Source organism: Aromatoleum toluolicum (genome assembly GCF_012911005.2).
GTDB classification, from domain to species: domain Bacteria; phylum Pseudomonadota; class Gammaproteobacteria; order Burkholderiales; family Rhodocyclaceae; genus Aromatoleum; species Aromatoleum toluolicum.
In genome coordinates, this window is sequence record NZ_WTVS01000051.1 from 1 (window position 1) to 17,135 (window position 17,135).

Genomic DNA, 17,135 nt, shown 5'->3' on the forward strand with positions numbered 1-17,135 from the left:
CCCCCGAACTCCTCGCCCCCGCCGGCTCCCTGCAGATGATGCGCACCGCCTTCGCCTACGGTGCCGACGCGGTCTATGCCGGCCAGCCGCGCTACTCGCTGCGCGTGCGCAACAACAGCTTCGACAAGCTCGACGCACTCGCCTCCGGCATCGACGAGGCGCACGCCGCGGGCAAGGCCTTTTACCTCGTCAGCAACATCTACCCGCACAACAGCAAGGTGCGCAGCTTCGTCGCCGACATGGAACCGGTCGTCGCGCTCAAGCCCGATGCGCTGATCATGGCCGACCCCGGCCTCATCATGATGGTGCGCGAGCGCTGGCCCGAGGTCGAGGTGCACCTGTCGGTGCAGGCCAACACGACGAACTACGCCGCGGTGCGCTTCTGGCAGTCGGTCGGCATCAAGCGCATCATCCTGTCGCGCGAGCTGTCGCTCGACGAAATCGCGGACATCCGCCAGGCCTGCCCCGACATGGAGCTGGAAGTCTTCGTGCACGGCGCGCTGTGCGTCGCCTACTCGGGCCGCTGCCTGCTGTCGGGCTACTTCAACCACCGCGACCCCAACCAGGGCACGTGCACGAATTCCTGCCGCTGGGACTACAAGGTGCATGAGGCGAACGAGGACGGCTCCGGCGACCTGCACGCCTGCGGCAAGGGGGCGCCAGACACGACCGGCACCGCGCTCGGCGGCGGCGCGCGCCACGAATCGGCCTCGCGCGTGTACCTCCTTGAGGAAGGCACCCGCCCCGGCCAGCTGATGCCGATCGAGGAAGACGAACACGGCACCTACATCCTCAACTCCCGGGACCTGCGCGCCGTCGAGCACGTCGAGCGCCTGGTCGCGATCGGTGTCGATTCGCTGAAGATCGAAGGCCGCACCAAGAGCCCCTACTACGTCGCGCGCGCGAGCCAGGGCTACCGCCGCGCGATCGACGACGCGGCGGCCGGCCGCCCCTTCGACATGCGCCTCCTCGGCGAGCTCGAAGGCCTCGCGAACCGCGGCTACACCGACGGCTTCTACCAGCGCCACCACACCCCGGAGCACCAGAACTACCTGCGCGGCCACTCCGAGTCGGGGCGCAGCCTGTTCGTCGGCGAGGTGCTGGGCGTCGATGCCGCCAGCGGTCTCGCGGAGGTCGAGGTCAAGAACGGTTTCGGCATCGGCGACCGGCTCGAATTCGTCCAGCCGCAGGGCAACATCGTCGCCCCCCTCGAACGCCTCGAAAATCTCGACGGCGAAGCGCTCGGCCGCATCCCCGGTGCCGGCCGCCGTGTACGCCTGCCGCTACCCGCAGGTGCGCGCGCCGACGCACCGTGCTTCGTCGCCCGCCTGCTCTGATACGCCCCGCGCGCTGCGCGGGCGTGTGCCAGCGCACTAAGCGCCGGGCGAGACCTTTTTCCTGCCGCCCGGCGTGACGGCGCCACCCTGCCCGCGCACGAACTTGCGGACGATGCGCAGGCGCGGTGCCCGCGCGGCCGCGCGCACCTCCGCCCCCGGCGACGCGCCGTCCGAACCGATGCGCCCCGCCCGCTTCTCGCCATACATCGCCGCATCCGCGTGACGGATCAGCTCCTCCGGCTCGCTGCCGTGCTCGGGGCACACGCTCACCCCCAGGCTGGCGGTGAGCTGCAGCACCAACCCGTCGCGCAGCTCGACCGGCTGCGCCACTGCGGCGAGCAGCTTCGCCGCGACCGGCTCCGCGGCCGCCTGCTCCATCACGCCGGGCAGGAGCACGACGAACTCGTCCCCGGCAATGCGCGCGACCGTATCGGTCTCGCGCACGCTGCCGCGCATGCGCGCGGCGACCGTGCCCAGCACCGCGTCGCCGACGTCGTGGCCATGACTGTCATTCACTTCCTTGAAACGGTCGAGATCGACGAAGAACAGCGCGAACCCTTCGCCGGTACGCCGCCAGTGCGCGCTCGCCTGTCCGACGCGATCGTAGAACAGGCGCCGGTTGGGCAGGCCGGTCAGCGGGTCGTGCAGCGCACTGTGGGTCGCGCGCTCGAGGCGCTCGCGCTCGCGCGCCACCGCCGTACGGTGGCGGCGCAAGTACAGCACCAGCACGGCGAGCGTTGCGCCGGCGAGGCCGATTGCCAGCAACAGGGGCTCGCTGCGGATGTCCAGGAAGCGCAATTGGCGAGTCACTGTCAGGCGCACCGGCTGCGAGGTGCTGACATCCTCCACGTTCAGGGTGAACTTCGGCAGCAGGCGGCGCTCCAGCGCACTCGCCGGCTGCGTCGCCAGCATCGCATAGAGCGGCGGATCCTCCGGCCCCTCCTCCCCCAACAGGCGCAGGACGTGGGCGGTACGCGCATTGCGGCGGCCCGGAACCATCGAATCGGCCTTCACGACCAGCAGCGCGTAGCGCTGCTCGGCCGCCGGAACCCGCAGGGCGGAGCGCTCCATGTCGGTGCGCTTCATCACCACGTAGGCCAGCGGTCCCTCGATCAGCTTGAACGGCCGCGTGGATACGGCCCCCTGGCTCACCTCGGCGCGGCGCAAGGCGTCGCGCAGGTGCGGCACCGAATCGAGATCGAGGCCGTGCACCGGCAGGGATTCGGGCGTCTGCGGCCACAGGAAGCTGACCGGAAAATAGGCCGCCTTCTCCGGCACGTCCTGCCACCGCCTGCCATCCTGATAGCTGAAGCTTCCGATCCGGGCGCCCGGGCCGACGCGCTGCGCGAGCGCCCGTTCGAAGTCGCCCCGCGCGCGCGCCGGCACCTTCTCGACCACCTCGAGCATGTAGATATGCGGGTGCTCGCCCAGCAGGCGGCTCGCATAACCAACCATCTGCTCCTGCGTCGGCGCCCCGAGCACGTCGAGGAAAGCGGCGAAACCCGACAGCAGGGCATCGTTGGTGCGCAGACGATCGCGCAGCAGCTCGATGTCCGCCTCGGCGTCGGCCTGGAACTCTGCGCGGATGTCTTCCCACGCCCCGCGCAGCACCAGCGCGAACAACGACACGCTGAACAGCATCCACGCCAGAAGCAGCACCGCGTATAGCGGGTTGTCGCCCCTGCGCAGTTGCGGCCGTTCCTCGCTATCCACGAATCCTCCCCTGCCGGCGCTCTCCCGATCCGTTGCAGCGCCCGCTCGCGGGCGTCCGGAAAGGGATCGGGTACCGACAGGTGCACTCTATGCCTGTCCCGATATGACGTACATACGGCAAAGGTCGTATCTATCCGACTGATTCTGTTGCGCATTTGCGCAAATCGATCGCCCGCCCCGGCGCGCATCGCGGGCGCATCGGCGCCCCTTCGGCCGCAGACGGGGCGGATCCTCCGGCGCGGCCTGCCAGCATCTGGGCTATAATGCAAAGCTTTGTTTTAACTGAAAATCAGGATTCGCCGTGCTCGTCGCCGCCAATATCACCATGCAGTTCGGGGCCAAGCCCCTGTTCGAGAATGTCTCCGTCAAGTTCGGCGAAGGCAATCGCTACGGCCTGATCGGCGCGAACGGCGCGGGCAAGTCGACCTTCATGAAGATCCTGTGCGGCGCGCTCGAATCGAGCGCGGGCAACGTCTCGAAGGATCCGCACGAGCGCATGGCCTACCTGCGCCAGGACCAGTTCGGCTACGAGGACATGCGCGTGCTCGACGTCGTGCTGATGGGCCACGCGGAAATGTGGGCCTGCATGGCGGAGAAGGACGCGATCTACGCGAACCCCGAAGCGACCGAAGAAGACTACATGCACGCGGCCGAACTCGAGGGCAAGTTCGCCGAGTACGACGGCTATACCGCCGAATCGCGCGCCGGCGAGCTGCTGCTCGGCGTGGGCATCGGCACCGAACTGCACAACGGCCCGATGAAGAACGTGGCGCCGGGCTGGAAGCTGCGCGTGCTGCTGTGCCAGGCGCTGTTCGCGAATCCCGACATCCTGCTGCTCGACGAACCGACCAACAACCTCGACATCAACACCATCCGCTGGCTCGAAGACGTCCTCAACGAGCGCAACAGCACGATGGTGATCATCTCGCACGACCGCCACTTCCTGAACCAGGTGTGCACGCACATGGCCGACCTGGATTACGGCACGATCACCGTGTACGCCGGAAACTACGACGACTACATGGAAGCGGCCACCCTCGCACGCGAGCGCCAGCAGGCTGCAAATTCCCGCGCCAAGGAAAAGATCCAGGACCTGCAGGAGTTCGTGCGCCGCTTCTCGGCCAACAAGTCGAAGGCCAAGCAGGCGACCAGCCGCTTGAAGCTCATCGACAAGCTCAAGCCCGAGGACGTCAAGCCCTCGTCGCGCCAGTACCCGTGGATCCGCTTCGACTACGACGACAAGGACAAGCTGCACCGCCTCGCGTGCGAGGTCGACAACCTGTCCTTCGCCTACGAAGGCATGGAGAAGCCGCTCATCAACAAGTTCTCGATCGCCATCGAGGCGGGTGAGAAGGTCGCGATCATCGGCGAGAACGGCGTCGGCAAGACCACGCTGATGAAGCTGCTGCTCGGCGTCCTCGAGCCGCAGAAGGGCAGCGTCAAGTGGGCCGAGAAGGCCAAGCCCGGCTACTACGCGCAGGACCACTCGGCCGACTTCGCCGGCACCGAGAAGCTCACCGAATGGATCGCGGAGTACGCGCGCGTCACGGCCTCCGCCACCGGCGAGGACCTCGAGACCCTGATCCGCGGCACCCTGGGCCGCCTGCTGTTCTCCGGCGACGAAGTCAGGAAGCCCGTCAACGTGATCTCCGGCGGCGAGCAGGGCCGCATGCTGTTCGGCAAGCTGATGCTGTCGCGCCCCAACGTGCTGCTGATGGACGAGCCGACCAACCACCTCGACATGGAGTCGATCGAGTCGCTCAACACCGGCCTCGAGAAGTTCTCCGGCACGCTCGTGTTCATCTCGCACGACCGCGAGTTCGTGTCCTCGCTGGCAACCCGCGTCATCGAGATCAAGCTCGACGGGACCATCGTCGATTACCGCGGCACCTACGAGGAATATCTCGCCAGCCAGGGACTGGGATAAGCCCCACGACCCGGCGAAAGCTGGGTCAAATTCCCCAACGCATAGTCGATTCGAGTTACAATCGAATCGATTTGCATATTTTGTTGCGTGCCGCCTAGCCCGCAGGTATATTCCGCCGCTCATATCCCCGCTCGGGGAGCATTTTTCATGGGCGGCTGGTCTTGGTTACGACACGGGGCATTTCCTTGCTGCTGGCGGCAACAACGGCGATATACGGCGCCGGGACTGCGCGTGCCGATTATTCCGACTGTCGCACCTGTCATTACGCGACCAACGTCGACAGCGGCACCCCCGATCTCACGGGCTATTTCGTCGACCCGGGGCATCATCCGGTACGGGTGAACTACCCGATACGCCCCGACTACCACCTGCCGCCCACCACGACCACGACGGGAATCCTGTTCTTCGACGTGAACGGCAACGGCGCGCCCGACCCGAACGAGGTCCAGTTGTTCAGCAGCAGCGTGCTGTCCGCCACGACCGGCACCGGCACGACGACACGCTCGAAGGGCAAGCCGAAGAGCACCGTGACCACCGACACGTGGGTGATCGACTGCGCGTCCTGTCACATCGAGCACGGCCTGACGCCCGCCGACCCTCAGCACACCGCCGACTACGTGCGCGGCGCAGGCGGCGACCGCCTGCTGTGCATCACCTGCCACAACATGTAGCGCCCCGATCGACCGGCGGCCCGGGCGCAACGCGCCGGCGCGTCACCCACCACGGCCATCCGCGCCGAGTCGGCTACAATCGACGACACCCCAAGGGCGTCGGCGACCATGATCGGCATTTTCCTCATCACCCACGGCACGCTCGGCGAGGCGCTGATCCAGTGCGCCTGCCACGTGCTGAACAAACGCCCCGACAACGTCGTCCAGCTCGGCTTGTCCGGCCAGGACGATCCTCTCGACATATTGCCGGAGGCCCGCCGGCTGCTCGCGACGGTCGACAAGGGGCATGGCGTCGTGATACTCACGGATATCTACGGCGCCACGCCGGCGAACGTCGCACGCAAACTGCTCGATCCGGGGCGCGTGGAGGGCATTGCCGGCGTGAACCTGCCGATGCTGCTGCGGGTGCTGACCTACCGGGAAAGGGACATGAACACGCTTGTCGAGCGCGCCATCACCGGCGGCTGCGAGGGCGTGCTGCATATGAAGTGAGAGAGACATGCCGAGAGCGGAAGCCGAGATCATCAACAAGCTGGGCCTGCACGCGCGTGCGTCGGCCAAACTGACGCAACTCGCGAGCAGCTTCGGGGCCGACATCTGGCTCGAACGCAACGGGCGTCGCGTCAATGCGAAGAGCATCATGGGCGTCATGATGCTCGCCGCCGCACGCGGCGCGACGATCGCGATCGAGACTGCCGGCCAGGACGAGGACAAGGCGCTGGAGGCGATCCTCGAGCTCATCGCCGACCGCTTCGGCGAAGGGGAATAAGCCGATGCCCTTCACGATCCACGGGCTCCCCGTCTCCCAGGGCATCGCGATCGGCCACGTCCATCTGGTGTCGCACGCGATGCTGGAGGTGAACCACTACCACGTCGCGGCGAAATACCTGCCCGAGGAAGTGGAGCGCCTGAACGAGGCCGTCGCGACCGTGCAGGGCGAACTGGTGGGGCTGAAGGCCGCCGCGACCGCCGGCCAGCCGCACAGCGAGGTGGGCGCCTTCGTCGACCTGCAGCTGATGATGCTGGGCGACCCGATGCTGGTCGAGGCCGCGCGCGCCCTGATCTCCGAGCGGCGCTGCAATGCCGAGTGGGCGCTGGTGCAGCAGATGGAGCTGGTCGTCGAGCAGTTCGACCAGATCGAGGACCCCTACCTGCGCGAGCGCAAGGCGGACGTCGTGCAGGTGGTCGAGCGCATCGTGAAGGTGCTGCTGGGCCACCCTGGCCACCTGCCGCCCAAGCGGCGCGACGGGCTGGGCACGATCATCGTCGCGCATGACCTCTCGCCGGCGGACACGATCGGCTTCCGCGACCACAACATCGGCGGCTTCGTCACCGATGTCGGCGGCCCGACGAGCCACACCGCGATCGTCGCGCGCAGCCTGCGCATCCCCGCGGTCGTGGGCCTGCACCACATCCGCCAGCTGGTCGAGGAAGACGAGCTGCTGATCATCGACGGCACGCGCGGCGTCGTGATCGTCGCGCCCGACGAGCGCATCGTCGAGGAATACCGCCTGCGCCGCAGCGAGCTGGAGCTGGAGCGCTCGAAGCTCAACCGCCTGAAGGACACGCGAGCGACGACGCTCGACGGCGAGGACGTGAACCTGCTGGCGAACATCGAGGGACCGAAGGACCTCAACCAGGTGAAGGCCGTCAACGCCGACGGCGTGGGCCTGTACCGCACCGAGTTCCTGTTCCTGGGCCGCGACGCGCTACCCGACGAGGACGAGCAGTACGAGGCGTACCGCACGGTGCTGAAGTCGCTGGCGGGCAAGCCGGTGACGATCCGCACCTTCGACGTCGGGGCCGACAAGGCGCTGAACGGCGTCAGCGCCCGCTTCGAGCCGAATCCGGCGCTGGGGCTGCGCGCTGTGCGCTACTCGCTGGCCGAGCCGCAGATGTTCCTGACGCAGTTGCGCGCGCTGTTGCGCGCTTCGGTGCATGGCAAGCTGCAAATCATGATCCCGATGCTCGCGCACGCGCACGAGATCGACCAGTCGCTGCAGCTGATCGCAAAGGCGAAGGCGGAGCTCGACGCCGAGGGCCTGAAGTACGACCCGCGCGTGGAGATCGGCGGGATGATCGAGGTGCCCGCGGCCGCGCTGGCGCTCGGCATGTTCATCCGCCGCCTGTCCTTCCTGTCGATCGGCACCAACGACCTGATCCAGTACACGCTCGCGATCGACCGCTCCGACGAGGCGGTCGTGCATCTCTACGACCCGCTGCACCCGGCGGTGCTGAAGCTGATCGCCGGCACGATCCAGGCGGGCGCGCGCTTCGGCCTGCCGGTGTCGGTGTGCGGCGAGATGGCGGGCGATCCGGCCTACACGCTGCTGCTGCTGGGCATGGGGCTGCGCAACTTCTCGATGCATCCGGGTCACATCCTCGAGATCAAGCAGCAGGTGCTGCGCGCCGACCTGAACGAGCTGGCGCCACGCGTGCAGCGCATCCTGAAGATGGACGAGCAGTCCAAGGTGCGGGATGCGGTGATGCGGCTGGCGAGTTGAGCCGCTCCCACGGGGCATGCGGGCGTTTGACAATTGTGACGGCCCGCGATAGTTTTAAGCCCTAGCGCCGATTTGAACCACAGCTTGCGGGCGCTCAATAAATCCGGCTAAAGCGAGGGCGACCCAGTCCGCGTTTTCCAAGCCGGCTGGGTTTTTTCGTTTACAAGAATACGGCCATGATCCAACCCCAATCCGTCGGCGTCGTCGTCCCGCAACGGGCGCACTTCGCCGAGCCGCTGGCGCTGCGCAGCGGGGGCACACTGCCCGAATACGAGCTGGTCTACGAGACCTACGGCGAGTTGAACGCCGACCACAGCAACGCGGTGCTGGTGTGCCACGCGCTGTCGGGTTCCCACCACGTCGCCGGCCACTATGCCGACGCGCCGAACAACAGCGGCTGGTGGGACAACCTCGTCGGCCCCGGCAAGCCGCTCGACACGCGCAGGTTCTTCGTCATCGGCGTGAACAACCTCGGCGGTTGCCACGGCTCGACCGGCCCGATCTCGACCAACCCGGCGACCGGTCAGCCGTGGGGCGCGGATTTCCCATTCGTGACGGTCGAGGACTGGGTCGCGGCGCAGGCGCGGCTCGCCGACCGGCTGGGCATCGAACGCTTCGCGGCGGTCGTCGGCGGCAGCCTGGGCGGCATGCAGGCGCTGTCGTGGTCGCTGCAGTACCCGGATCGCGTCGCCAACGCGGTGGTGATCGCGTCGGCGCCCAAGCTCACGGCGCAGAACATCGCGTTCAACGAGGTCGCGCGCCAGGCGATCCTGTCCGACCCGGAGTTCCACGGCGGCCACTACTACGCGCACGGCGTCGTGCCGACGCGCGGCCTCAAGCTCGCGCGCATGGTCGGGCACATCACCTACCTGTCCGATGACGCGATGGGCGACAAGTTCGGCCGCAGCCTGCGCCACGGCAAGGCGATCTACAGCTACGACGTGGAGTTCGAGATCGAATCCTACCTGCGCTACCAGGGCGACAAGTTCGCGGGCTTCTTCGACGCCAACACCTACCTGCTGGCGACCAAGGCACTCGATTACTTCGACCCGGCCTTCGAGCATGGCGGCAACCTGCCGGCGGCGCTCGCGCGCGCGACGGCGGACTTCCTCGTGGTGTCCTTCAGCACCGACTGGCGCTTCTCGCCCGCGCGCAGCCGCGAGATCGTCTATGCGCTGCTGCACAACCAGCGCAACGTCAGCTACGCGGAGATCGAGAGCGACGCGGGGCACGATTCCTTCCTGCTCGACGAAGCGCAGTACCACGCGCTGCTGACCGCCTACTTCGACCGCATCAAGGTTTAGCCATGGCCTACCGTTACGACTACGAAGTCATCACCCAGTGGATCGCGCCGGGGGAGAAGGTGCTCGACCTCGGCTGCGGCGACGGCAGCCTGCTCAAGCATCTCGCCGAAGTGCGCCAGGTGCAGGGATATGGCGTCGAGAACGACCCGGACAAGCTGCTCGCGTGCACGAGGAACGGCGTGAACGTGATCCAGATGGACATGGAGAAGGGGCTCGCGGGGATCGAGGACGGCTTCTTCGACCATGTGATCATGAGCCTGTCGCTGCAGGCAATGCACAACACGCAGGGCATCCTCGTCGAGATGCTGCGCGTTGCGCGCGAGGCGGTCGTGAGCTTCCCGAACTTCGGCTACTGGCGCCACCGCCAGAGCATCCTCAACGGCCGCATGCCGGTGTCGGAGAGCCTGCCGCACCAGTGGTTCAACACGCCCAACGTGCGCTTCTTCACGATTTCGGACTTCGATGCGCTGTGCGAGATGAACGGCATCGCGGTGCGCGAGCGCCTCGCCTTCGACGAGGGCAAGCTGATCCTCGACGAGCCGAACTTCCTCGCCAGCGTGGCGGTGTACCGGCTCGGCCGCGGCGCCTGAGGCCAGCCCGCAGAGACGACAAGGCCCGCACGCAGCGGGCCTTTTTCATCGGGGCGTGGTGCCCTAGCCGACGACGAAGTTCGCGACGTCGACGCGCACGGTCGGGCGGCCCAAGGCTACGGCGGTCGCGGTGGCGAACTGCCTGGCCCAATCGCCGCGCTCCTTGAAGCGGTCCTCGCCGCCGTACTTGGCGACGTTGAGGACCATGTCGAGCACGAGGATCTTGCCCATCGGGTTCGACGGCGTGCATTCGAGCCGTTCGAACTCGCCCGACAGCCAGGCGCGCGCCTGGTCCTTCGCGAGACTGGCGGCGTCGGCGTCGGACACGATCGTCTCGTATTCGCGCTCGGCGCCGAAAACCACGGTGATGTGCTGCGTCATCCCTCTCCTCTCCTTATTGGTTTAGCTGTTGAACGTGCATTCTCGGGCGAGTCGCGCGGGCAGGCAAGCCCATAGCGGGACGAGGCCGCGCGGGGCCGGAATGTAAGGCGCTGCTGCGGTGGCGGCGCCGGTTGCGGCAATCTGGGATAATGCGCCGAACCCTCGCCGAAAGCATCCCGTGTCGTCCATTCCCTCCGCTCCGCCCCCCGCCGGCCCGACATCTTCCCGTCCCGCCTGGATGGACGCCCTGCTCAACCGCCGGATGCTGATCTGCATCTTCACCGGCTTCTCGTCGGGCCTGCCGCTGTACCTGCTGCTGAACCTCGTGCCGGCGTGGCTGAAGACCGAGGGGCTGTCGCTGAAGGCGATCGGGGCGTTCGCGCTGATCCAGTTCCCCTACACGTGGAAGTTCGTGTGGGCGCCGCTGCTGGACCGCTTCGGCATCCTGCCGTGGCTGGGGCGGCGGCGTGGCTGGATGCTGGTGTCGCAGCTGGGACTGGTCGGGGCCATCGCCTGGCTGGGGCAGCTGTCGCCGACCGACGACCTGACGCTGGTGGTCGCGCTGACCGCGACGCTGGCCTTCCTGTCGGCGACGCAGGACATCGCGCTCGATGCCTTCCGCCGCGAAATCCTGCCCGACCTGGAGCTGGGGCTGGGCAACGCGATGCACGTGAACGCCTACCGCATCGCGGGACTCGTGCCGGGCTCGCTGGCACTGATCCTCGCCGATCGCCTGCCGTGGGGCGAGGTGTTCATCATCACGGCGCTGTTCATGCTGCCGGGGGTCGCGATGACGCTGATGGTGAACGAACCGGCGATCGCCAAGGGCGCGCCGCGCACGCTGCGCGACGCGGTGGTCGAGCCCTTCCGCGAGTTCTTCGGCCGCCACGGCGTGCAGTCGGCGCTGCTGGTGCTGGCCTTCCTGTTCTTCTACAAGCTCGGCGATTCGCTGTGCACGGCGCTGGCGACGCCCTTCTACCTCGACATGGGCTTCACGAAGACCGAGATCGGCCTGATCGCGAAGAACGCAGGCCTGTGGCCGTCGGTGATCGGCGGCATCCTCGGCGGCATCTGGATGTTGAAGCTGGGCATCAACCGCGCGCTGTGGCTGTTCGGCGTGGTGCAGGTCGCGAGCATCCTCGGTTTCGTGTGGCTGGCGTGGCTGGGGCCGGCGCCTTCGGACGCGGCGCGCCTCGCGGCGCTGGCGATCGTGATCTCGGCCGAGGCCGCGGGCGTCGGCCTGGGCACGACGGCCTTCGTCGCCTACATGGCGCGCACCACCCATCCCGCCTACACGGCGACCCAGCTGGCCCTTTTCACGAGCCTGATGGCGGTGCCGCGCACCTTCATCAACGCGTCGGCCGGCTGGCTGGTCGAGCGCATGGGCTGGTACGACTTCTTCTGGCTGTGCTTCTTCCTCGCGCTGCCGGGGATGCTGCTGTTGATCCGCGTCGCGCCGTGGAACGGCGAGGCGAAGGCGATCGCAGCAGCGCCCGGACGCGCCTGACCCCTCTTTCCGCAACGATGACCACGACTACTGCCGATTCCCTGATCGCCGCGGCGCGCGCGCTGTCGGACACCCTGGACGCGATGCGCTTCGCCGCGCCGGTGAGCCACGTGTACAACCCGCTCGACTACGCCTGGCCGATCCACGCGGACTACCTGCGCCGTTATGCGGCAGGCCGCAAGCGCATCGTGTTCCTGGGCATGAATCCGGGCCCCTTCGGCATGGCGCAGACCGGCGTGCCCTTCGGCGAGATCGACGCGGTGCGCGACTGGCTGGGGCTGGCGGGACCGGTGGGCAAGCCGGCGGTGGAGAATCCCAAGCGCCCGGTCGAAGGCTTCGACTGCGCGCGCTCGGAGGTGAGCGGGCGCCGCCTGTGGGGCCTGTTCCGCGAGCGCTTCGGCACCGCCGAGGCCTTCTCCGCCGAGCATTTCGTCGCCAACTACTGCCCGCTGGCCTTCTTCGACGGCGGGCGCAACGTGACGCCGGACAAGCTGCCGGCGGCCGAAGCGCAACCGCTGCTCGCGGCCTGCGACGAGCACCTGCGCCGCATGGTCGACGCGCTCGCGCCCGACTGGGTGATCGGCATCGGCGCGTGGGCGGAAGCCCGCGCGGCCGCGGCGCTGGACGGGCGCACGCTGCGCATCGGCCGCGTGCTGCACCCCAGCCCCGCGAGCCCGGCGGCGAACCGCGGCTGGTCCGCGGCGGCGAGCCGGCAGCTCGCCGAACTGGGAATCTGGTAACGAGGATCGCGGACACGCGGGCGGCGCGCGGCGCGCGTCAAAGTGGCCCCGCAGCCGGCGCGGCGGTGCCGTCGCCGCGCGCCGGCAGGGACTTTTCCGTTCCACACAAGTCCCCCCATTCCCGCACAGGCAGGCCGTTCCGCCCCCTCGGGGGCGTGCGCACGGCCGTTTCGCGGCCCCATCGCCGCATGCCAAAACGCCCTTGAGAAGTCCCTACCGCACGCACGGTATTCCCCTCCATACGCAGCGGTCAGGTGCAATTTCTTGTTGCATCTCCGGTTTGCGCCGCCTCCGCCCGATGTGACATGTTGCTATCCCGTTCGCAAGAAAACCCGAATTTCATAGGGTCTGCGGTCGGTCCGTCGCAACGCTGTCTCGCAAGCTCACGCTTCAGAGGGGGAGGATACGTTGGCGTCGCATCTCGGAATTCTGTCGGTCCTGCAGGCGCTGCGCGAACGCCTGGCGATCCGCATGGCGGCGCGCCTGGGCGGCAACCCTCAGGTCGAGATCCTCGGCTCGCAGACGCTCGCCGGCAGCCCGCAGCCGAACACGAACACCCTCGGGCTGTACCTGCACCGCGTCTCGGTTGATCCCTTCAGCCGCAACCGCCACCTGCCACCCGCCGAGGGTCGCCGCGCGCCGCGCCCGGAACTGCCGGTCAACCTGCACCTGCTGCTGATCGCGTGGTGCACGCATACCGAGGAGGAGATCGGCTACCTCGCCGCAGCGATCCAGATCATCGGCGGCGGCCTGCCGCTGACGAGCGCCGACGTGAGCCTCGCCGACCCGGCTTGGGGGGCGGAGGACAGTGTGCAGGTGATGCCCGAGGAGATGAGCACCGAGGACCTGATGCGCCTGTGGGACAGCCTGCCGGGCGACTACCGGTTGTCGGCGCCCTACCTGATCAAGACCGTGCGCCTCGGCCCCGACATCGACCCGGACGAGGGTCCGCCGGTGCGCACGCTGGTGTTCCCGATGGACGACCGCAGCGGGGCCGGACAGTGATCGTCGAGACGCTGGTCCTGCATGCGAGCGACTTCGTCGAGTGGCTCGACGCGAGCGGCGTGCAGGCCGTGCCACGGCGCACGGTGCCGGCCCAGGCGCTGGAGCTGCGCCTCACGCAGGCGCCGTCCGACCTCAAGCTGATCCACAAGTCGGCCGGCACGGCACTGTGGCGGCGCGAGCCCGAAGGCCTGTGCCTGGTGATCGACGGCGAGGCGATGCCCGCCGACATGGTGCCGCCGGACGAGGCGCTGTTTGCCGTCGCCGGCGAGGTGCGCGATCGCGCCGGGATCTTCCTGCCGCGGCGCTTCGCCTTCGACGCGGGCCAGCGCAGCGGCCACCGCCTGCGCCTGTTCCGCTCGCCCCTGGGCACGCGCTTCGGGCGCGCCGGCGGGCTCTACGGACGCACCGTGCTGGAAGACGGCACGCCGGTGCCGTGGGCGCTGCTGGAGCTGCGCGTGACGCCGCCGCTCGCGACGCCGCTCGACTTCGTCGCGCAGAGCGACGGGCATGGCGAATTCCGCCTGTCGCTGGAGCGGCTCCCGGCGCTGACCAAGGACGCGCCGGCGACGACCTATCCCGCGACGCTGAAGCTGCGCGCCGCAGCCGGCGGCACGAATCCCGACTCGCTGCCCGAGGCGCGCGTGCGCGGCACCGGCAGCGGCAATGCGGCGTTCAAGACCGAACTCAAGGTGGACATTGCGCCCGGGCGCATCGCCACCCTTGCCAGCCCGGGACGGGATGCCCTCGTCCTGCGGTTTTCCTGAACCGCACCACGCGCCCGAAGGAGAAGCGACATGCCCGAGTACCTTGCACCTGGTGTCTTCGTCGAGGAGACGAGTTTCCGCAACAAGTCCATCGAAGGCGTCGGTACGAGCGTCGCGGCGCTGGTCGGGCCGACCCGCACCGGGCCGCTGCGCGGCGTGCCCGAGGTGCTGACGAGCTATGCCGAGTTCGAGCGCATCTACGGCGACGCGCAGGATCTCGCGATCGGCGAGGGCGGGGCGAACGTGCCGAACTATTCGGCGCATGCGGCGCGGGCCTTCTTCGACAACGGTGGCAAGCAGCTCTTCGTCGCGCGCGTCGTCGCGGGGGTGAATGGCCTCGGCCCGGACGATGACGGCAAATGGCCGAATGCGGCGTCGAAGACCGACGGCGCGGGCGACGTGCAGTTCTTCAGCCGCTTCCCCGGCAAGATGGGCGAATACACGCTGGAGCTGCGTTGGCGCGACAGCGAGAACCTGCTGCGCAGCGAGACGCCGAAGACCGCGACGGGCGACAGCCTGTATTTCCTCGAGGCGACCGGCGTGGCGGTGGCGGCGAAGGCGACCGGCGCGATCGCCAACGGAGCCTTCCCCGTCGACGTGAAGGCGGTGGTGAAGCTCGACGGCGCGAACCTCGCGATCCAGAGCAATCGCGCCGAGATCGTGTCGATGACCGACCCGGACAATCCGGCGCCGGTCGCCGCGGGCCAGCTGACCGCGCTGAAATCCGCCGAGCTGCCGGCGAATGCCCGCCTGACGCGCATCTTCGTGCGTCCGCCGGCCTCCGGGGCGCTCGCGGCGGGGACCTCGGCGGAGCTGCAGCTCGCCGACGTGACGGATCTCGCCGCCTACACCGGCGGCGCGAACTGGGGCGACCTGAAGGTGCTGCGCGGCACGCTGGACGCGGCCGGCGAGACCTTCACGGTCACTGCCGACGCGACGCTCAACCCCGGCGTCGCGAATCCGATCACGCTGCCGCTCGCCGCCCTCGCGGCCAAGCCGGGCGCGGCGCGCTCGATGATCGTGCTGCGCAGCTTCGACATCGACGTGCGCAACGGCGGCAAGGACGGCGAGGTGATCCGCACCTACGCGGGCCTGAGCACGGCGCCGACCGGTGCGACGAGCCTCGCCGCGGCGCTGCCGGCGAACCCCGAGCGCCGCGCGGAGGCGCTGAGTTCGCCGATCGCCTGCGTGCTCGCGGACGGCGCGACCGGCGACGACATCCAGACGGCGCTCGTTGCGATGTGCGACACGGCGGCGCTGAACCCCGGCGCGAGCTCGCTCGACGAACCGCGCTACCTGATCGCGCTGTCGGGCGGCAGCGACGGCGCCGAGCCGACGTCGACCGACTACGCCGGCGAGACCGACGAGATCAAGGGCAGCACCGGCCTGAAGGCGCTCGAAGGGGTCGAGGACGTGTCCATCGTGATGACGCCGGCCGCGGCCGAGTCGGACGAGGACGTGCATACGGCCGTCGTGATGGAGGTGCAGAAGCACTGTCGGCGCATGCGCTACCGCGTTGGCATCGTCGATTCGCGCTTCGGCCAGAGCATTAGCGAGGTGCGCGCCTTCGCCGGCCAGTTCGACGACACGCGCCTGGCGCTGTACCACCCGTGGGTGGTGATTCCCGACCCGACCGGCACGCGGCGCGACCTCGCGGTGCCGCCTGCGGGCTTCATCGCCGGCGTGTATGCGCGCACCGACGTCGATCGCGGCGTGCACAAGGCGCCGGCCAACGAGATCGTGATGGGAGCGCTGCGCTTCGAGCAGCAGATCAACACTTTCCAGCAGGAGCTCCTCAACCCCAACGGCATCAACTGCCTGCGCTCCTTCGCCGGCCGCGGCCACCGCGTGTGGGGCGGGCGCACGCTCTCCAGCGACCCCGAGTGGAAGTACGTGAACGTGCGGCGCTACTTCCTGTACCTGGAGCGCTCAATCGAGAAATCCACGCAGTGGGCGGTGTTCGAACCGAACGGCGAGGCGCTGTGGGCCAACATCCGCACCAGCGTCGAGGACTTCCTGTTCACCGAGTGGCGCAACGGGCGCCTGCTCGGGGGCACGCCGAAGGAGGCCTATTTCGTGCGCTGCGACCGCTCGACGATGACGCAGAACGACATCGACAACGGCCGCATGGTGTGCCTCGTGGGCGTGGCGGCGCTGAAGCCCGCCGAGTTCGTGATCTTCCGCATCGGCCAGAAGACCGCCGACGCCTGACCCCGTGGAGAACTGAATCATGGCCATCTTTCGTGAAACCCCCTATTCCGCGTTCAACTTCCTCGTCGACCTCGAACCAGGCCAGGGCAGCGAGGTGCGGGCGGGCTTCTCCGAGGTGTCGGGCCTCAACGCCGAGGTCACGGTCGCGGAGTACCGCGCCGGCAACGACCGCGTGAACTACGTGCGCAAGGTGCCGGGCATCCACAAGGCGGGCGACGTGACGCTGAAGCGCGGCGTGATCGGCGCGCAGAACCTCTACGAGTGGCTGGAGAAGGGACGCACCGGCAAGATCTCGGAGGCCAAGCGCGACATCGTCGTGAAGCTGCAGTCGGAAGATCGCACCGACACCGTCGTGAGCTGGAAGCTGCGCGGCGCGATGCCGATCAAGTGGACCGGGCCGACGCTGACCGCGAAGGGCGGCGGCGACGTCGCGATCGAGGAGCTGGTGCTTTCCGTCGAGACGATCGAGCAGGAGTAAGAC

General features: G+C 68.3%; 16 protein-coding genes. 14 read left to right on the plus strand and 2 right to left on the minus strand.

Annotation, left to right across the window (positions count from 1 at the left end; translation table 11 throughout):
* A partial coding sequence (gene trhP, locus GPA27_RS20215) for a prephenate-dependent tRNA uridine(34) hydroxylase TrhP (RefSeq protein WP_246261291.1) occupies positions 1–1,337 on the plus strand: 1,337 nt, incomplete at its 5' end.
* 36 nt (positions 1,338–1,373) lie between these two features.
* On the opposite strand, the gene GPA27_RS20220 is transcribed toward trhP, so the two are convergent.
* Entirely contained in the window at positions 1,374–3,050 is a 1,677-nt protein-coding gene (locus GPA27_RS20220) for a diguanylate cyclase domain-containing protein (RefSeq protein WP_169142292.1), read from the minus strand.
* 301 nt (positions 3,051–3,351) lie between these two features.
* Here GPA27_RS20220 and GPA27_RS20225 point away from each other — a divergent pair, with 301 nt between their 5' ends.
* The 7 genes from GPA27_RS20225 (at position 3,352) to metW (ending at position 10,046) form a co-directional block, all read left to right on the plus strand.
* Positions 3,352–4,977: an ABC-F family ATPase gene (locus GPA27_RS20225; RefSeq protein WP_169142293.1), complete on the plus strand. Its 1,626-nt coding sequence runs from the start codon at positions 3,352–3,354 to the stop codon at positions 4,975–4,977.
* Between the two features lie 161 nt (positions 4,978–5,138).
* Positions 5,139–5,648 (plus strand): hypothetical protein, encoded by a 510-nt coding sequence (locus tag GPA27_RS20230; protein WP_169142294.1) that lies wholly within the window; start codon positions 5,139–5,141, stop codon positions 5,646–5,648.
* A 108-nt stretch (positions 5,649–5,756) separates the two neighbouring features.
* Complete coding sequence (locus GPA27_RS20235; RefSeq protein ID WP_169142295.1) at positions 5,757–6,140, plus strand: PTS sugar transporter subunit IIA; 384 nt, start codon at positions 5,757–5,759, stop codon at positions 6,138–6,140.
* Between the two features lie 7 nt (positions 6,141–6,147).
* Positions 6,148–6,417, plus strand: a complete 270-nt coding sequence (locus GPA27_RS20240; RefSeq protein ID WP_169142296.1) for an HPr family phosphocarrier protein — start codon at positions 6,148–6,150, stop codon at positions 6,415–6,417.
* Between the two features lie 4 nt (positions 6,418–6,421).
* On the plus strand, positions 6,422–8,152 hold the full coding sequence (gene ptsP, locus GPA27_RS20245; protein ID WP_169142297.1) for a phosphoenolpyruvate--protein phosphotransferase: 1,731 nt from the start codon (positions 6,422–6,424) through the stop codon (positions 8,150–8,152).
* Positions 8,153–8,328: 176 nt separating this feature from the next.
* Positions 8,329–9,456, plus strand: coding sequence for a homoserine O-succinyltransferase MetX (metX, locus tag GPA27_RS20250; protein ID WP_169142298.1), 1,128 nt, complete (start codon positions 8,329–8,331; stop codon positions 9,454–9,456).
* 2 nt (positions 9,457–9,458) lie between these two features.
* Positions 9,459–10,046, plus strand: a complete 588-nt coding sequence (gene metW / locus GPA27_RS20255) for a methionine biosynthesis protein MetW (RefSeq protein WP_169142299.1) — start codon at positions 9,459–9,461, stop codon at positions 10,044–10,046.
* Between the two features lie 63 nt (positions 10,047–10,109).
* On the opposite strand, the gene GPA27_RS20260 is transcribed toward metW, so the two are convergent.
* Positions 10,110–10,427 carry a hypothetical protein gene (locus GPA27_RS20260; RefSeq protein WP_169142300.1) on the minus strand — a complete coding sequence of 106 codons (318 nt, stop codon included), beginning with the start codon at positions 10,425–10,427 and terminating at the stop codon, positions 10,110–10,112.
* A gap of 178 nt (positions 10,428–10,605) precedes the next feature.
* On the opposite strand from GPA27_RS20260, the gene GPA27_RS20265 reads away from it, so the two are divergent.
* From GPA27_RS20265 to GPA27_RS20290, 6 genes are all read left to right on the plus strand, one after another.
* Positions 10,606–11,934: an AmpG family muropeptide MFS transporter gene (locus GPA27_RS20265; protein WP_444541845.1), complete on the plus strand. Its 1,329-nt coding sequence runs from the start codon at positions 10,606–10,608 to the stop codon at positions 11,932–11,934.
* Between the two features lie 17 nt (positions 11,935–11,951).
* Positions 11,952–12,674 (plus strand): uracil-DNA glycosylase family protein, encoded by a 723-nt coding sequence (locus GPA27_RS20270; RefSeq protein ID WP_169142301.1) that lies wholly within the window; start codon positions 11,952–11,954, stop codon positions 12,672–12,674.
* Between the two features lie 408 nt (positions 12,675–13,082).
* On the plus strand, positions 13,083–13,679 hold the full coding sequence (locus GPA27_RS20275; protein WP_169142302.1) for a Pvc16 family protein: 597 nt from the start codon (positions 13,083–13,085) through the stop codon (positions 13,677–13,679).
* Entirely contained in the window at positions 13,676–14,443 is a 768-nt protein-coding gene (locus GPA27_RS20280; protein WP_169142303.1) for a hypothetical protein, read from the plus strand. The genes GPA27_RS20275 and GPA27_RS20280 overlap by 4 nt, the downstream gene beginning before the upstream one ends.
* A 30-nt stretch (positions 14,444–14,473) precedes the next feature.
* Positions 14,474–16,654 (plus strand): phage tail sheath family protein, encoded by a 2,181-nt coding sequence (locus tag GPA27_RS20285; RefSeq protein WP_169142304.1) that lies wholly within the window; start codon positions 14,474–14,476, stop codon positions 16,652–16,654.
* A 19-nt stretch (positions 16,655–16,673) separates the two neighbouring features.
* Positions 16,674–17,132 (plus strand): phage tail protein, encoded by a 459-nt coding sequence (locus GPA27_RS20290; RefSeq protein WP_169142305.1) that lies wholly within the window; start codon positions 16,674–16,676, stop codon positions 17,130–17,132.
* Positions 17,133–17,135: the final 3 nt, after the last annotated feature.

Excerpts from the sequence above, each read along its gene's own strand:
- ptsP (WP_169142297.1), top strand. The coding sequence starts at position 6,422 with ATGCCCTTCACGATCCACGGGCTCCCCGTCTCCCAGGGCATCGCGATC.
- GPA27_RS20235 (WP_169142295.1), top strand. The coding sequence starts at position 5,757 with ATGATCGGCATTTTCCTCATCACCCACGGCACGCTCGGCGAGGCGCTG.
- GPA27_RS20260 (WP_169142300.1), bottom strand. The coding sequence starts at position 10,427 with ATGACGCAGCACATCACCGTGGTTTTCGGCGCCGAGCGCGAATACGAG.
- GPA27_RS20270 (WP_169142301.1), top strand. The coding sequence starts at position 11,952 with ATGACCACGACTACTGCCGATTCCCTGATCGCCGCGGCGCGCGCGCTG.
- metX (WP_169142298.1), top strand. The coding sequence starts at position 8,329 with ATGATCCAACCCCAATCCGTCGGCGTCGTCGTCCCGCAACGGGCGCAC.
- GPA27_RS20290 (WP_169142305.1), top strand. The coding sequence starts at position 16,674 with ATGGCCATCTTTCGTGAAACCCCCTATTCCGCGTTCAACTTCCTCGTC.
- GPA27_RS20285 (WP_169142304.1), top strand. The coding sequence starts at position 14,474 with ATGCCCGAGTACCTTGCACCTGGTGTCTTCGTCGAGGAGACGAGTTTC.
- GPA27_RS20240 (WP_169142296.1), top strand. The coding sequence starts at position 6,148 with ATGCCGAGAGCGGAAGCCGAGATCATCAACAAGCTGGGCCTGCACGCG.
- metW (WP_169142299.1), top strand. The coding sequence starts at position 9,459 with ATGGCCTACCGTTACGACTACGAAGTCATCACCCAGTGGATCGCGCCG.